Origin of the sequence: Nostoc sp. DedQUE04 (genome assembly GCF_034530995.1) — a bacterium.
Classification (GTDB): Bacteria; Cyanobacteriota; Cyanobacteriia; order Cyanobacteriales; family Nostocaceae; genus Nostoc.
Genome location: NZ_JAVRCA010000107.1, coordinates 1 through 17,137, shown reverse-complemented (window position 1 = coordinate 17,137; position 17,137 = coordinate 1). Strand labels below are relative to the sequence as shown.

At 41.7% G+C, this 17,137-nt stretch carries 15 protein-coding genes; 10 read left to right on the top strand and 5 right to left on the bottom strand.

The features are described from left to right. Window positions 1-50: 50 nt before the first annotated feature. From RM049_RS37610 to RM049_RS37590, 5 genes are all read right to left on the bottom strand, one after another. On the bottom strand, window positions 51-308 hold the full coding sequence (locus RM049_RS37610) for an element excision factor XisH family protein (protein WP_322707870.1): 258 nt from the start codon (window positions 306-308) through the stop codon (window positions 51-53). A gap of 39 nt (window positions 309-347) precedes the next feature. Continuing rightward, window positions 348-965 (bottom strand): Uma2 family endonuclease, encoded by a 618-nt coding sequence (locus RM049_RS37605; RefSeq protein ID WP_322707869.1) that lies wholly within the window; start codon window positions 963-965, stop codon window positions 348-350. 108 nt (window positions 966-1,073) lie between these two features. Beyond that, window positions 1,074-1,361 (bottom strand): hypothetical protein, encoded by a 288-nt coding sequence (locus RM049_RS37600; RefSeq protein ID WP_322707868.1) that lies wholly within the window; start codon window positions 1,359-1,361, stop codon window positions 1,074-1,076. Continuing rightward, window positions 1,348-1,683: a XisI protein gene (locus tag RM049_RS37595; protein WP_322686892.1), complete on the bottom strand. Its 336-nt coding sequence runs from the start codon at window positions 1,681-1,683 to the stop codon at window positions 1,348-1,350. The genes RM049_RS37600 and RM049_RS37595 overlap by 14 nt, the downstream gene beginning before the upstream one ends. Continuing rightward, on the bottom strand, window positions 1,671-2,087 hold the full coding sequence (locus RM049_RS37590) for a XisH family protein (RefSeq protein WP_322707867.1): 417 nt from the start codon (window positions 2,085-2,087) through the stop codon (window positions 1,671-1,673). The genes RM049_RS37595 and RM049_RS37590 overlap by 13 nt, the downstream gene beginning before the upstream one ends. Before the next feature lie 630 nt (window positions 2,088-2,717). On the opposite strand from RM049_RS37590, the gene RM049_RS37585 reads away from it, so the two are divergent. The 10 genes from RM049_RS37585 to RM049_RS37540 all read left to right on the top strand — a co-directional run bounded on the left by RM049_RS37585 (window position 2,718) and on the right by RM049_RS37540 (window position 17,004). Further along, window positions 2,718-3,143 (top strand): hypothetical protein, encoded by a 426-nt coding sequence (locus RM049_RS37585; RefSeq protein ID WP_322707866.1) that lies wholly within the window; start codon window positions 2,718-2,720, stop codon window positions 3,141-3,143. Window positions 3,144-3,441: 298 nt separating this feature from the next. Next, window positions 3,442-4,092 (top strand): hypothetical protein, encoded by a 651-nt coding sequence (locus tag RM049_RS37580; RefSeq protein ID WP_322707865.1) that lies wholly within the window; start codon window positions 3,442-3,444, stop codon window positions 4,090-4,092. 104 nt (window positions 4,093-4,196) lie between these two features. Beyond that, window positions 4,197-4,481, top strand: coding sequence for a LysM peptidoglycan-binding domain-containing protein (locus RM049_RS37575; protein ID WP_322707864.1), 285 nt, complete (start codon window positions 4,197-4,199; stop codon window positions 4,479-4,481). A gap of 13 nt (window positions 4,482-4,494) precedes the next feature. After that, a complete protein-coding gene (locus RM049_RS37570; protein ID WP_322707863.1) occupies window positions 4,495-5,646 on the top strand; it encodes a hypothetical protein in 1,152 nt (383 codons plus the stop codon). A gap of 17 nt (window positions 5,647-5,663) precedes the next feature. Next, on the top strand, window positions 5,664-6,167 hold the full coding sequence (locus RM049_RS37565) for a phage baseplate assembly protein V (protein ID WP_322707862.1): 504 nt from the start codon (window positions 5,664-5,666) through the stop codon (window positions 6,165-6,167). Between the two features lie 75 nt (window positions 6,168-6,242). Further along, window positions 6,243-6,602 (top strand): GPW/gp25 family protein, encoded by a 360-nt coding sequence (locus RM049_RS37560; RefSeq protein ID WP_322707861.1) that lies wholly within the window; start codon window positions 6,243-6,245, stop codon window positions 6,600-6,602. Next, window positions 6,599-9,178 (top strand): putative baseplate assembly protein, encoded by a 2,580-nt coding sequence (locus RM049_RS37555; protein WP_322707860.1) that lies wholly within the window; start codon window positions 6,599-6,601, stop codon window positions 9,176-9,178. The genes RM049_RS37560 and RM049_RS37555 overlap by 4 nt, the downstream gene beginning before the upstream one ends. An 80-nt stretch (window positions 9,179-9,258) precedes the next feature. Next, window positions 9,259-12,147, top strand: coding sequence for a putative baseplate assembly protein (locus tag RM049_RS37550; protein ID WP_322707859.1), 2,889 nt, complete (start codon window positions 9,259-9,261; stop codon window positions 12,145-12,147). After that, window positions 12,144-14,675 carry a hypothetical protein gene (locus tag RM049_RS37545; protein ID WP_322707858.1) on the top strand — a complete coding sequence of 844 codons (2,532 nt, stop codon included), beginning with the start codon at window positions 12,144-12,146 and terminating at the stop codon, window positions 14,673-14,675. Before RM049_RS37550 ends, RM049_RS37545 begins: the two co-directional genes overlap by 4 nt. Before the next feature lie 10 nt (window positions 14,676-14,685). After that, a complete protein-coding gene (locus tag RM049_RS37540; RefSeq protein ID WP_322707857.1) occupies window positions 14,686-17,004 on the top strand; it encodes a DUF6519 domain-containing protein in 2,319 nt (772 codons plus the stop codon). Window positions 17,005-17,137 lie beyond the last annotated feature (133 nt).

The following is a 17,137-nucleotide window of genomic DNA, read 5'->3' as shown; positions in this document are numbered from 1 at the left end:
TAATAGTCTGTCTCGTCCTTCTTTGCTTCCTCAATATTAGACCTGAATCCTTACATGGATTTTTCTGCTGCAATATCCACATATAAGCGATCGCCACCATATTCTAAACTATAATCTTCTGTGAGAATCTCCCAGCCATGCTTGACCAATGCAAATCTTACCGCATTATGGTAAATATCCTTCTTCTGGCATCTATATTGTTGAAGTACAGACCCCTTAAATTTTAACGCCTTATGGAAAGCGATCGCGACATCACTGTTAATGTGGGTGACTTGCAAAAGTGGGATCACACCATTAAAAGCCGCCATCAAAGTTGTGCTGATGAGCAAAAATAGCCACCGCAACCATCAATTAACAGTAGCAAAAATCTGTTCAGCGGTTAGCTGTAATGAGTTGAATGTAGGCGAAATAATGCGGTCATTACCCCGAAATTGAGCAGGCTTCTGGTACTGATTTCCACTAGCTGATAACTGGTAAACTGATATCGTTGGTTGCTTGGGATTACCAATATAATCCCTACCTCCTAAACCCAAGTAATCCACAATCCAGTATTCTGGTATACCTATTGTGCTGTAGTCTTCAACTTTTCGTGCGTAGTCATTTTGCCAGTTAGTGCTGACGACTTCCACCACAAGTTTGACGGAACTTCCCAAGGTGATAATAGGCTGATTCTGCCACAAGGGTTCCGAAGCTATTGCTTCTTTGTCTAGCACCACTACATCAGGACGGAAAGCTGTTGTCGTACCCACAGGTTTAATTAAACAACGCGCAGGTGTAAACCAAGGGACACTCAGCCGATCTATCTCGACATTAAGTTTTCGCAGGACAAAAGCACCTACCTCTTCGTGGGGCCCTGTTGGTTCCATCTCAATAAGTTCCCCGTCAATCAATTCGTAACGCTGGTCATCTCCATATAAAGCGACGAAATCATCGAATGTCAGGAGTTTAGGAGCAGCTTTTGTCATAGCGATCGCGCCCAATTACTGCCAAGCGAACATTACGTATTATAACAGGGACTTCAACTCGTCATAGGAAAACAGGCGATCGCGCTGCACCAGTATATCTAATAATAATTAATCAGTGCGATGCCTGCCGCAGGCGTAGCCATCGCTTCTACTGAAGGGACTGTATTGATTGTCAAGTGCAATCGTTAACAAAAAACCTGGACTGGGAACATTGACGCAATAGGGGAATGCTGCGCTAGATTCAACTGTGCTTGGTACGGGCAGAAAGACTTGTGGCTGATATTGTAGTGCGATCGCCTGTTGTGTTTTTGCGAATGCGATCGCTGCTATGACGATAAAATAAGAGTGCGATGCCTGCGGGGGGCGTAGTGCGATGTTATCATTAAAAAACTCCATAGCCCGTATATTCACGCATTTCAGGAGATTGAAATCCTAGAACAATATCATCTTTTGGAACCCCTCGCTCTACAAGTTCTTGAGCTACTCTCATTTCCGTCATATTCTGCTCAATCGAAATTTTTCCCTGTTTAATATCCAAATGTAAAACACAATCATAGACTCGCCGATGACCATCCCATCCCACATTCATAACCATGTAATGGTCTTGTTTTGTATCAAAAACGGTGTAACAATCAATCTGACCATTTGCGATGGGGATAGCAGCATAAGCTGTCAACAAGGACTGAATGATATGGCGATTAGACTTTAGGATATCCATTGTACAATTACCTCTTGAATTGGGTCATAAATAATTTGTTTAATCTGATATCTGTCTATAGATATTTGGGCAAATTCCCGCTTAAAAAAAGCTTCATAAACACCTATAGGCACTGCCAAATAGAGAATGCGAGTTGGATCGCTGATTTCTAAGGCAAGCCGATAATTCAAAAACTGTCCTAACGCAGCATGATAATCTGTTAGTGGTGAATCACTCAGGAACGTTTTAATCTCAACTGCAATTTTTTTTTCACCTCGCTCTGCTGCTAAGAGTTGCTCCCCACCTAAATCTATTTCAAACTTAGTTCCGCCAACTTCCAGTCTCAGAGGATCGTCGGTTATCTTCCACTGCTCTTTTTCTAAAGCAATTCTAACCACAGCATGAAATTTATCTTTAGCTGCCATCGTTAACATTTTTTGATTTACTTAACATTTTAGTGCGTAGGCGCAGCCCGCCGCAGGCATCGCCTAATCTTGTAGCGACTGTCTTAATAATTAAGCGATCGCTCATATAGTCGGGTTGAGCAAGTGCTATCGTCTCATTTTACAAGTACGTAGGGCGCAGCCCGTCGCAGGCATCGCGCTATTCTAAGCTGGTTCAAACTGACCTCAAAGCGATCGCGACATCACCCCGATCGTGGGTTAGTTCGTTAGCTGGCGATCGCACCATATTGACTGGTTCTAGCTGACCTAAACGCGATCGCGCCCAAATACTGCTGATCGAACGTTAGGTATTATAACAGGGAATTCAACTCGTCATAGAAAAACTTGCGATCGCGCCCCTATACCTAAAAATAATTAATCAGCACTTTGATGAATACCGAAAAATAGTTTATTAGCAATCTAATCAGCAAAGAATACTATTTATATTAGCAAAGACGCAAGGGTTAACAAAGCAAGCTTAAATCTGTTTAAAAAACAAAGTAGTTCTTATATCAAATTCTGTAGAGACAAAGGTTAATTTTTGTCTTTACACACTCGACTTTATGCATTCATTAATCTTAATTAATCTTTAATTTTTCCACTAAAAAACTGATGTTAGACTTTATTCTCACTACTGGCGACCAAGCCATATTCATCCCCACCTTTGGAAAAGCAATAATCGTAGTACTTCCTGGTAACTTAACAGGTACTAGCAGAGCCAAAATCCAAGGCAGAACCATTTGCGTAGAAGGTAACGAGAAAAAAGTTATTGTCCCTGGGTGTCCTTACACGAGTCCACCGAATGTCACTCCCGGTGCAGGAATACTTTCCATTCAATCCTTAGCTGCCAATCAAAAAGCCAAAAGGGTCAAATCGGGGGGAAAAGCAGTCTTGCTCAAAGGCAGCAGTTTTAGAGCAAAATTTCAAGTTCTGGCTCCAGCGACGCTACCACCGCCTGTACTTACTCCTGATACCATTATTCAATATTTCGGCACGGGAACCTTTATGACTACTAATTTTAGAGCAAAAGGAACTTGATGGAATGTGGGTAAATTACAAGAGATGGCGATCGCGCCCCTATACCTAAAAATAATTAATTAATGCTTTGGTGAATACCGAAAAATAGTTTATTAGCAATCTCATCAGTAAAAAATACTATTTGTATTAGGAAAAACGCCAGGATGAGCGCAAACCAGCCTAACCTCTGTTCAACAAATAATATCAGGTCTGCCTATAGAGGAACAATACCAAGCTTGTGCGATCGCTCATCTGTAATTTGTATGTTCGCTATGTAACTCAAGCAAATAGTAAAAAAACATCTTATTTAATTATCACTATGCCAAGTTTTCCCGGTTCTCCACGCTTATTTAAAGGTGCTATCGTCCTGCTTGATTCTGTTAGTTTTGTTCCCAAAGGAATGGTTAAGCTGCAATACAATCCTGAAACTCTCAGACGCACCTTGCAAGTACAAAGGAGTGGAACAGAAGGAGGCGATCGCCTTGAAGCTTTGCGCCTCACTGCACCACCTATTGAAACCATTCAGCTAGAGGCGGAAATTGATGCTACAGATCAACTTGAGGCAAAAAATCCTGTCACAGCGGTAAGTGGTATACATCCCCAACTAGCAGCTTTAGAAACCATTATTTATCCCAAAAGCAGCAAAATTCAGGAAAATAATATGCTTGCCCAAAGTGGTAATTTAGAGATTGTACCAATGGAAGCTGATTTAAGTGTATTTGTGTGGAGTATAAACCGTGTTCTACCAGTACGCCTGACTGAATTCAGCATCACCGAAGAAGCTTTCGACACCTTATTGAATCCCATTCGCGCCAAAGTTAGTTTGGGAATGCAAGTGTTAAGTACAAATGATTTGATATTTGACCATAAAGCTAGCAGCTTGTTCAGATTTCATCATCAGAAAAAAGAAGCATTAGCAAAGCTGAATTTGGGTTTGAATGCTTTAGGTGCAATTGCTTCGTTGTTATAAATTTGTTGATAAAAGCACAATCCATAGGTTTTTATGGCGCAAGGCTTTTCGCCTCTAAAACATCAAACCAATAAAGTTTCACCTATCACATAAATAAGACCAAAATGTTTTCTAATAACAGCCGTTACTACGGTATAGAAACTGCCACTAAGCAAACAGCATCTAATCAAACTGTAGTTTATCTACAACGCAGATTTATTCCACCATCTGAGAAATTTCAAGTCATTCAGAAACATACAGTTTCTCAAGGCGATCGCCTAGACAATATTACAGCCAGTTATCTAGGCGACCCCGAACAGTTCTGGCGTTTATGCGATGCCAATAATGCAATGCACCCTAATGAATTAACTGCCCAAATTGGTCAAAAATTGCGTATTCCTCTTATTTAAAAAGGTAGGATTTATGCCCGACAATGGTATACGCTTAGAACTTAGAATTGGTCGTCCTACTGCACCAGTACTCGCTCCTTATAAGGTAGTAGATGCTCTGATTGATTTGGAAGTAACTCAGCAAGACCGTCAACGTAGTGGCTTCCAGATGACCTTTAGTCTTGGTAAAGAATTCAGAAACTATTCAGATTACTGGTTGCTGCATGAAGGAATTTTAGACCCTCCTAACCGGGTAATTATCACAGTTATTGTTGGTGTCTTAGTCGGTGTTACTCGCCCAATTAAACGCCAAATTTTAATTGATGGTATTATTACTAATCATCAAGTTGCACCCAGTCACCAACCAGGAGAATCAAGACTCATAGTCACTGGTGAAGATATTAGTTTAATGCTTGATTTAAAAGAAAAAAGTACCACTTACGAAAACCAATCTGATTCTCAAATCATAACTAAATTATTACAAGATTATAAACAGTATTGGTTGAAAACTGATGTTCAAAACAGCGAGTATACACCCATAAAGGAAAAATTTATAACAACTCAGCAAGGTACTGATTTAGAGTTTATTCAAGAACTAGCGCAACGAAATAGTTTTATTTTTGAAATTAAGCCCAGTGATACCCCAGCTAAAAATGTTGCCTATTGGGGTGAGGAAAAGCGGAGTATAACTCCTTATCAACCTGCACTATCAATGAATATGGGGGCGTTTACAAATGTAGAGTCCATCACATTTAACTTCGACGCTCTAAAACCGACTGAACCACAGGTAGAGATTGATGATGACACCACCGGACAGCCGATACCAGTTCAGATTCCTCCTTCACCTGGTCAACCCTTAACTACTAAGCCAGCAAAACCATTACGTCAAAGTATCCTACGCAACAGCAATAAGCTGGACTTAATTCCAGCAAAGCGATGTGGCGAGTCAGTTTTGTCACGTTCTCGTGAAGATGCGGTAACTGCTAGCGGAGAAGTGGATACTGTACGCTACGGTCATGTTTTGCAAGTCCGTCAATTGGTAGGAGTCAGAGGCGTAGGCAAAAGCTATGGCGGCTACTATTACGTTAAACAAGTAACACATCGCATTAAGCGCGGGGAATATAAACAAAGCTTCACCCTCATTCGCGAGGGACGAGGCGCAACAACTAATACAGTGCAAGTATGAATTCACAATGTGGAAGTATGAACAAACAATCCTCTTCTTTTTACGGTAAATACAGAGGTGTTGTTAGTAGTAATAACGACCCGCATAAAATAGGTCGATTGCGAGCTAAAGTAGAAAATGTATATGGCGATAAAGAAAGCGGCTGGGCGCTACCTAGTGTTCCTTATGCTGGAGAAGGCGTTGGGTTGTTTTTGATTCCGCCTGTAGGTGCTTTGGTGTGGATTGAGTTTGAAAATGGCAATCCAGATTATCCTATTTGGACGGGCTGCTTTTGGGGAAAAACAGAGGATGTACCAGTTAAAGACCCTATTCCCGCAATCAAGGTACTCAAAACAAAAATTGCCACTATCACAATTAACGATTCTATTAAAAATACAGATCAATACATTGAAATCACCAATACCCAAGGTGCAAGCATTAAGCTCAATGGTAATACAATAACAATCAACAATGGGCAAGCAAGCATCAAGCTGAATGGTAAGACAGTATCCATTAACAATGATGGCTTGGAGGTAACGTGATGTTAATATATCTCCTTAATGATACGGCGCAATGCCTTGCACCCCTACAGACGCAAACATTTGAAAGGGGACGTAATGAATATTGATTTTCCATTTTCCTTTGATAGATGGGAACGCACCTCTAGCACCAGCTATGAAAATCACATCCGCGATTTGATTGAGCAACTCCTATTTACCACTCCTGGGGAACGAGTCAACCGCCCTGATTTTGGTAGTGGCATATTGTCTTTAATATTCTCATCCAACAGCCCAGAACTGGCAACAGCTTTGCAAGCATTAATGGCAGCCGCTATTGAGCGTTGGTTGAGTGACTTGATTGACCTCAATACGCTGGATGTTCAAAGTGAAGATTCGAGTCTTTATATAACAGTGCAGTATCGTGTGCAAAGGACTGGTGACGAACAAACAGCAACTTATAGGACAATGGTACCATGAACAATTCTTTGTATAGTCGCGATATGCCGCGTCTCTACACATGTCAAAATGAAAAGCGCCGCCACGAAGTCCGCAGACAAGGAAGAAACGGACTAGATTATTTGGAAGTTGGGGATGATTTGCGATCGCTCCACGTTTACTTTCTTAGCACAGTACCAGAAAACCTGATCGAGGACAATGTACAGATTGAAGGAGGTCAACGCATTCGTAATCTGCAAGTAACTAGTTTACAAGTAGAATGCCCTGAAGACTCCGAGGCTTACCTCAAAATCAATCTTAACCAACCAGGCGATTTCTCTACTTACACTTTGCGCTTGGTCGCATTAGATGAACAAGCCAAACCAACACAACATCCTGATTTTGACCAGCGTTATGCTCAATTACAATTCAGATTCCGTTCTGGAAATTGTAGCAGCGATTTGGATTGCTTGCAACAGGAGACTTGTCCGCCACCGCAATTAGTCGAACCAAATATCAACTACCTAGCGAAAGACTATGCTAGCTTTCGCCAGTTGATTTTAGACCGCCTATCTCTGACTATGCCGGACTGGCAAGAACGCCATGTCCCTGATATCGGTATTACTATAGTAGAAATCTTAGCCTATGTTGGTGATTATTTAAGTTATTATCAGGATGCTGTTTCCACAGAAGCCTATTTAGACACCGCCCGCCAACGAATCTCCGTTCGTCGCCACGTTCGTCTGATTGATTATCCCATGCACGAAGGGTGTAATGCCCGGACTTGGTTGTGGATAGAGACAAATTTTGATGTTCCTCTCGTTGACGAAAAAAACTTTTACTTCATTACCAGTTATCAAGATGCCCCGCCCTCTGGTACTATTCTCAAAGCTGACGAACACCTAAAAGACGTTCCCCCTAACACTTATCAAGTCTTTGAGCCTCTAACCCCAGCACCTATTCAGCTTTACGTTGCCCATAACCAGATATCCTTTTATACTTGGGGCGAAGGTGATTGCTGCCTAGTGCATGGTTCCACAAGCGCTACATTAGTGGATGGGTTTCTACCTTACATAGAGGTGGAGAAATCGTCCAATTGCGAATGTGCAGAACCTCAACGTAAATTACATCTAAAGGTTGGGGACATTCTGATTTTTGAAGAAATTATCAGTCCCAAAACTGGCAATCCTGAAGACGCAGATGTGACCCGTCGCCATGCTGTACGCCTCACCAGTGTCAAACCAAGTGTTGACGAACTTTACAACCAGCCGATTGTAGAAATCGAGTGGGAAAAAGAGGATGCGCTGCCTTTTACACTTTGTATCTCAGCAAATATACTATCTGGTTGCACTTTAGTTGAGAATATTAGCGTTGCTAGGGGCAATGTTATTTTAGTCGATTACGGTAGGACTATTGACAAAGAATATTTGGGAATGGTGCAAGCTTTGGAGGTGAGGCAAAAGTGTCAAGAGTCAGGGGAACCTGTAGATATCCTAGTTGTACCAGAGCTATTTTGTCCCATCTTGAAAGAAACACCTCTGACTTTTAGTCAACCCCTTTCAAAGAAAAACCTCACTCAAGACCCAGCCTCTAGTTTGCTAACTCAAGACCCTCGCCAAGCGCTACCCCAAATCCATTTGAATAGTAATTTGGTAACATACGATACTGTACATCATTACACATGGACTGCCCAGCAAGACCTAATCGATAGCGGAGGTGAAGACAAAGATTTTATTGTCGAGATGGACAATGATGGAGAACCCCACTTACGCTTTGGGGACGGTGAGTTGGGATTTCTTCCTGAAGTAGGAACTCAGTTTATGGCTACCTACCGAGTTGGTAACGGTCTATCCAGTAATTTAGGCGCTGACGCAATTTCTTACATTGTCTTCCGTAATGTCACTTTTAATCAGCTAAAGCTAAAAATACACCAGCCATTACCAGCTATAGGTGGAACACCGCCCGAACCAATATCCCAGGTAAAATTATTAGCACCACGCTTATTTGAGCGTAAGTTAGAGCGTGCAATTACAAAAGATGATTATGCTCAACTGGTGATGCAAGATTTTTCGACCAAAGTGCAACGCGCAACAGCTACATTTCGCTGGATGGGGAGTTGGTATGAAGTCTTAGTGATGATCGATCCGTTACACCAAGACGAAGCCGACGACACATTACTTCAAGAGATAACAGCGCACCTGAACCTCTACCGCCGTATTGGTCATCATGTGATAGTCAAGCAAGCAACCCGCGTTCCATTAGACATCTCTATGAAGATAAGTGTTAAATCAGACTATCTGCGCGGACATATAAAATTAGCTTTACTTGAGACTTTTAGTAACCGTATTTTTCCTGATGGTCGGTGCGGGTTTTTCCATCCCAATAATCTTACTTTTGGCAAAGGAATTGCGCTAAGTCAACTTGTAGCGATCGCCTATGCGATTCCTGGTGTCGAAAGTGTGTCTGTTACCAAACTAGAACGTCTTTTTGAAGGTGCTAATGGAGAGATTGAAGCAGGTTTTCTCTCCATTGGCTCTCTAGAAATTGCCCGACTTGACAATGACCCTAACTTCCCCGAAAACGGTAAATTCTCTCTGGATATACGAGGTGGAAGATGAAATTAAATTGTAATTGTAACTGCCATTCTGACCACAACTCAAACTGTGGTTGCTGTAAAGGTGTGGATATTTTAACACCAATGAAGGTTACAAACCCACCAGGCTTATATACTTTAGAGTATCGAGTTGGAACCCATGCAACCTTTTTGAAGACAATGAAAGCGCGTTTGGGCGACAGCAGCTTTCCATCACTCAAAAATCTAAAAACACGGGATGCTAAAGACCCATCTATCGCCTTCTTAGATGCTTGGGCGACTGTAGCTGACGTTTTGACATTTTATCAAGAACGTATTGCTAATGAAGGATATTTACGCACTGCTATTGAGCGTCGTTCAGTGGTGGAATTAGGAAACTTAGTAAAATATGCGTCTAGTCCCGGTGTCAGTGCTAGCGTCTATCTAGCTTTTACCCTTGAAGATGGCTACAATATAGAAATTCCTGTAGGTACCTCCACCCAAAGCAAAGCCACTTCTGGCAAACTACCCCAATCTTTTGAAACGTCTGAAAAGCTGCAAGCGCGTGCAGAGTTGAACATTCTGAAACCCCGAATGACTCAACCCCAGCAGATTACCCTAGATCATTCTGATGCAACAAATGCTACAACAATTGACAAGCTTTATTTAGAGGGTATAAGGATCAACCTCAAAGCTAACGATCTGCTTTTGCTCATATTTGGTAATGGTGAAAAACAGCAAGTTTTGCGCCGAGTTCAGACCATTGAGGCTCAGGCTGATGAAAACCGCACCAAGGTTATACTACAGCCATCTGTGTCTGCAATACAACAAAGTCTCTTGCAAACCACTATTGAGACAGAACAACAAATAAAATCTGCACCAAAAGAAAGTGACTCCTCGCCAACCCTTACTGAAGCAGAAAAAATAAAACAAGTCCTCAAACTACCATCACGACAACCAGCCAATGCTTTAGAATTGCAGCGTACAAACCAACAAATCTTTGACCCTAAACTTAATATTACACAGCGGCTGATTAAAACTTTAAAACCTGCTGTAGGTAGCGCCATCTATGAAATTTTAACAGGTAATGAGACTGCTTCCGAGTTGCAGCAAATAGAGGCTTTAGATATCAAGGCTGCACCCAACGGACATAACGTAGGGCTGAAACCTGCTCTTAATAATAGTGGACAATTTGATAATAGATTTGAAGAATGGCAAATTACAGGTGTAGAGAATAACAAACTACCACCAGAGTTACGGAAGATTATCGCATTAGATGCACAGTATGACCAAATTACACCAGGAAGTTGGGTGGCAATTGAACGTGCTGACAAAAATGAACTATGCATCTACCGTGTCGAAAAAGTTGAGAACATATCTAAAACAGACTATGGCTTTGTCGCCAGGGTAACGCAACTCACTTTAGATAAACCTTGGTTAAATGAAGAAGATACATCTTTGGGGGTATTGCGTCAAACTACAGTATATCTCAAGAGCGAAGTTCTCTCAATGGTTGAAAAACCCATTGACTTGGATGTGTGCAATGACGCGAAAACATCTACTGAAGATGACATCTGCGACCAAATGGAAATTGAACTGGATAATCTTTACGAAGGTTTACATCCTGGTCGTTGGCTGATTATTTCTGGCGATCGCACTGATATATCCAATATTACCAATATCAGGGCTAGCGAAATCGTCATGTTGGGAGGAGTCAGACAGGATGTACGTTCTAACTTGCCTAATGATCAACCCCACACCTTCTTAAGATTTGCTCAACCTCTATCATATTCTTACAAGCGTGACACTGTTACTATCTATGGTAATGTGGTGAAAGCCACTCATGGAGAGACCCAGACTGAAATATTGGGTAGTGGCGATGCATCGGCGGTAAACCAACAATTTACCCTCTCTGGGCGACCCCTCACTTATCTACCAGCGCTGACACCCAGCGGTATTACCAGCACTTTAGAGGTGTATGTTAACGATGTCCGTTGGCATGAAGCGGAAAGTTTGCATCAGTTGAGTATAACTGACCGTTCCTTTATTACCCAAACTGACAACGATGGCAATGTAACTATTATCTTCGGTGATGGGAAAAATGGGGCTAGGTTACCCAATGGGATTGAAAATGTAAAAGCCGTCTACCGCACTGGTATTGGTCAAGCAGGTAATGTAGCAGCAGAACAAATCAACCAACTAGTGACACAACCTCTGGGTTTAAAAGGTGTCATTAATCCTCTACCAGCGACAGGTGGTGCAGACAGAGAAAGCCACGACCAAATTCGCCACAATGCACCTGCGGGAATGACATCCCTAAAACGCGCAGTTTCTGTGAAGGACTATGCAGACTTTGCTCGCTCCTTTGGCGGAATTGACAAAGCCAGCGCCGTGCGTCTTTCAGATGGGGTTCGTCAACTTGTTCATCTTACCATTGTTGGGGCTAACGATATTCCTATTGATAAAAACTCAGATTTATACCTTAATTTTATCCAAGCTTTACACAAATTTGGCGACCCCTATCAACCACTACGGGTAGATATACGGGAAATGATGTTGTTAATTATTAGCGCTAGTGTGCGTATTCTACCAGATTATCGATGGGAATCGGTAGTCTTGAAAATTCGTGCAGCGTTATTCGACACTTTCAGTTTTGAACGTCGGGAACTGGGTCAAGATGTGGAACTTAGTGAAGTCATCAGCACGATTCAACAAGTGACTGGAGTAGATTACGTGGATGTGGATATTTTAGATAGCGCTTCGGAAACTGAAGCTAAACAACCAGACCTTTTGAAAACAAAACTCGACATCCTCGCCCGTGTGGGTATGGGACTTGCAGAACAGCCATTACAACCAAAACAACGTATAAATGTCAACTTAGCTTGCGCCCATTCAATGGATGGCCATATCGCAAGTGCTGACTTGTCAGTTCGCAATTGCATTGAACCAGCTCAATTAGCTATTCTCAGCCCTCAAGTGGCGGACATGCTAATTCTTAAAGAATTAAAATCATGAACAAATCACCAGACCGCCTTTACGAACTCCTACCAGCAATTTACCGCATTCGTGATACAGAGCAAGGTTATCCCCTCCGGGATTTGTTACATGTGATTGCCCAACAGGTAGACGTTGTTGAAGCAGATATCGCTCAACTTTACGACAACTGGTTTATTGAGACTTGCCAAGATTGGATAATACCATATATTGGCGACCTAATTGACTACCAAAGCGTCCCTAGCGCTGGTCAGTTGGGAAACGCAACCACTCTTGAAGGACAGCGCCACAAAATTTTAATTCCCCGCCGGGAAGTAGCAAATACTATCCGTAACCGACGGCGCAAGGGGACATTAGCGCTGCTGGAATCTCTAGCTTATCAGGTTACTGGTTGGTCAGCACGAGTCGTAGAGTTTTATAAGTTACTTAGCATTACACAGAATATCAATCACTTGGGTTCCCTCAGTCAAACAACAGTGGATTTGCGCCTTGTCGATGCGCTGGAAAAGTTGGATAGCCCATTTGAAGAATTAGCTCATGCAATAGATATACGTAGAATCATTTCACAACATGAAACTGAAAAACACAATATTTCTAGTGTTGGTATATTCCTTTGTCGGCTCAAAGCCTACTCTGTCACTCGGACACCAGCCTATTGTCTAGAACAAGTAAGGCCTAATTGCTACACTTTTAGTGTGACAGGCAACGATATTCCTCTCTACACTCACTCGGAACCGGAAAAAGATTCATCCCAAATTGCTCGTGAGTTGAACTTACCCATTCCCATCAGCAGACAAGCTTTGGAGTCTCGGATGAGTGAGTACTATAACGCAATCCCAGAGAAATTAAACAAAAGTTTAGAAATCTGGCTGGCTAATGGGTCACAAGTGTTACCAGTAAATCCAGAGAAGATAATTGTTGCTGACCTCAGCAATTGGAATTACCAACCTCCTAAAGACCATATAGCAGTTGACCCGGAACTGGGTCGGATAGCTTTTCCGCTACGTCAATTACCTAAAAATGGGGTTTGGGTTTCTTACCATTATGGCTTTAGTGCCGATATTGGTGGTGGCGAATATGACAGACACTTGAAGAATCCGGAGGGACATTTGCTGCTTCATACAGAAGATGTTCAACACCCAGTAAGACTCATCGCCAAACTTAAAGATAACTCTCCTTTATCCCAGTTTATGCGATCGCAATTTTTCCCGAATACCCAAAAGCTTTTAAATGACCATAATCCCGTTTACTCTCCCCAATCACCGTTAATTAGGGCTGTGGTTAGTGAACTCAACCAACTGCTTTTAGGCAAAAGTCTTTATGAGGAACAACGTTTTGCGTCCATCAAATTGACCGAGAAAACTAATTGGTTTGTTCAGCAAAACTTGCAAGGTAAAGAACTGATTCGCCTCAATCGGTTGCTTTTGGAAGCAGCTTTCCGTGATGAAATAGCGAAGCACCATGACTATAGACTTTACAAAGTCAGTCAAAATTCCAGAGAATGTCACCAAAGCATTTCTGAAGCAATTTTACAATGGCAGCAAGAGCAACCGCATCATGCTGTGATTGAAATTCTTGATAGTGGTGTCTATGTAGAACGGATTGACATTCAGTTAGAGAGTAACCAGACCCTGCAATTGCGTGCAGCTAACCGTAAACGTCCAGTTATTCGTATTCTAGATTGGAGGACTTCTTACGCAGATGCTTTAAATGTCACAGTCAAGCCAGGAAGTTGCTTCACCCTTGATGGCTTGCTAATTACTGGTCGGGGAGTACACATAGAAGGCAACCCAACTGAATGTGAAACTTATCCAATCCCTGGTAAACAAGTTAAAGTAATTATCCGTCACTGTACACTAGTACCAGGCTGGTCGTTACATTGCGATTGTGAACCTCGATACTCAACTGAGCCAAGTTTAGAATTGTTCAACACAGACGCAGACACCGTAATTGAACACAGTATCATCGGCTCCATTAAAGTCAATCAGGATGAAGTTCAAACCGATCCCTTACCTATACATATCTGCGATAGCATAGTAGACGCTACCAACGTTGAATGGGAAGCAATTAGTGCCGTGGGTGGCTCTACAGCCCACGCTAGGTTGAGTATTGCACGATGTACTGTATTTGGTCAGGTTCACGTACATACTATTGACTTAGCACAAAACAGTATTTTCAACGGCAAGATATTCGTTAGCCGTCAACAACAAGGTTGTATGCGTTTCTGTTATGTAACGCCTAACGGGAAAACACCACATAGATATAATTGCCAACCTGACTTAGTAGAACAGGGGGTTACAGAAGAAACGGAACGGCAAAAAGAGCGAGAGCGTGTACAACCTCAGTTTAACAGCACACGCTATGGCACACCTAGCTACTGCCAGTTATCAGATACCTCTGCTGAGGAAATCAAACACGGCGCTGATGATGAATCAGAGATGGGTGTTTTCCACAATCTGTATCAATTCCAAAAAGCAGCTAACCTACGCACCCGTTTGGATGAATATACACCAGCAGACATTGAAGTAGGCATTATTTACATTAACTAAAGAGGATATTATGCAAGGCGAATTTAGAGGCGATTTTACCCGCAACACCTACGATAAGAGTAAACAATTCCTACGGGTACTTATGCAGCAAGGGCGAGTTCAACTCGATGCAGACTGGAACGAACAAGTATCTATTTTGTTAGACCAGATGCAAACCTTAGGGAAAGACATAATTGGACTGCACGGTGGTTCAAAAGATAATTGCGGTTTTGAGTTTATCGCTACCGAGGAACAGATTAATCAAATCAGTAGTCTGAATGATGAGGAAAAAACAACATTAAAAAAACGACTGTATTCTCAGGGTTATCTGATTGGAAAAGGAAACTATTATGTCGAGGGGATACTTTGTGAAAATGACAACTACATACCCTTTGTCAAGCAACCAAACTTTAACCCCGAATTAAGATTAGACACTTGTGAAGCTAAAGTAAAAGGCGGTACTTATCTCGCTTATCTCGACGTGTGGGAACGCCACATCAGTCATGTTGAAGATTATGACCAGCTAAAAGTAGGCATTCGTGAATTTGCTTTAGGTGGCGCAGATACGGCAACTCGTTCAAAGTTAGTATGGCAGGTCAAACTGAAAAAACTTGACGATGATAAAGATATAAAAACGATTGGACAGCAGGTAACAAGTGACTATAATTATTTCCGGAGCTTATTAGGTCAAGAACTATTAAAGCCAGGAAATGGAATGCTGAGAGCCAGAGCAACAAAACCTGTGACTTCTAGCTCAAATAATTCCTGTATTATGTCTTTTTATTCCAAATATCGGGGGGCAGAAAACCAGCTTTATCGAGTTGAGATTTTTAAAATATTACACACTGATAAAAATCGCAAATCCACATTTATTTGGTCACGAAATAATAGCTCAGTTGGTTTTCCCCTCGTGGCATTTTCTAGTAGCAACAACTCAACATTAACGCTTAGACTTGAACATTTAAAACGCGATGACCGTTTTAGCTTATCCGTGGGTGATTGGGTCGAAGTTATATATGATGATTATGTACTTCACGAAATTCCTAGAAAACTGCTCAAAGTTGATAAAATTGACCCCATAGAAAACCAAATTACACTCAAAGTAGATGCAGACTCTCAGGAAACACACACTCTACTACATCATTGGAATGCAGTTGGTTCCCAACAGCACCCTCTACTGCGCCGATGGGATTCCCGTGAAATCTCTGTAGAATCGCAGAACAGCAAAGACGAATGGATTGCACTAGAAGATGGTGTTGAGGTTCAGTTTTTAGAAGGTTTCTATCAGGTTGGTGACTATTGGCTGATTCCTGTCCGCACAGACACTAGAGATGTAGAATGGTCTAAAACAAAAGAGGGAACCAAACTAATACCAGATGCTCAAGAACCTCATGGAGTAGCTCATTATTATGCGCCACTTGCGATTATTTCAGTTGCTCTAAATCAAGTTGAAGCTTATGATTGCCGACATAGCATAGACAATCATAAAAACTCTGTTCCTGGAATACAAAAATTTAACCATGTTGTCAACGCTAGTTGGCATCATGACCAGATTTTTGAAGTCAGCAGCCCGGAAGAACAGGGGGAGACTGGAAGCGCACCACCCGACCAAATATTTGCAGTTAAGTCACAAGATTTAACAAATTTATTGACTAAGTTAGGACTGGTAATTGAGTTTGAAAAAGCAGTACGGGTTGATAGTTTGCACCAGCGCAGTGTGTTGGTCTCAACTCAACAAATAAACTCATCAGGTGGCATAGAATCTTACATCTTGCCAATAGACATTGAACCAGTACAGGTAAAAAAGAGCGAAGTTAGTCCTATTCGTTGGTTAATTGGTAATCAGGTAGTAGACAGCGAATTCAATTTAATTACAGAAGTAGAGACTTTAAACAATCAAGACTTTACTAATGCTGTTCGCTTAATTCTGCCCAAGGATTGGTCTACAAAAGACATTTTTACCAAAAATGCCTTCTTACAATTGAAGGTGATACTACATGGTGATTTGATTCTGAGCGAAGAACTTCTGTTTGATATTCCAATTGCAAATTTGATCAATGAGGATAACAACAGAAATCTTCTAGATAGTTTACGTCAGCATTTCCTAAAAAAAGGGATTTTACTTTCACAAAAAGCTCTTATTTCTACAGAAAAGGATAGCCTTCGATGGCGCTTAATCAATGAGGGGAAAATGTACGTTGTTAGGCAAAACAATAGCAAGCTAACTATTAGCATAATCCATGCATTGGATGGCAACCATATCTGGCCTGGTGTACCTAGCTGCCCCAGTGGAAATGGTGTTCAGGGTGGTGACTGGATCTGTGTTATTAACATTAATCATCCTTCTTAATTTCACAATTAGTCTAAAAGCTTGTTTGAAAAGTTGGAAGGAGTGTAAAAAAGCTCCCTCAGTATAAGCTGTAAATAGATAACTGGAATTTAGACTAAGCAACACAAAACGACCCAGCCGCGCTGAATTGATA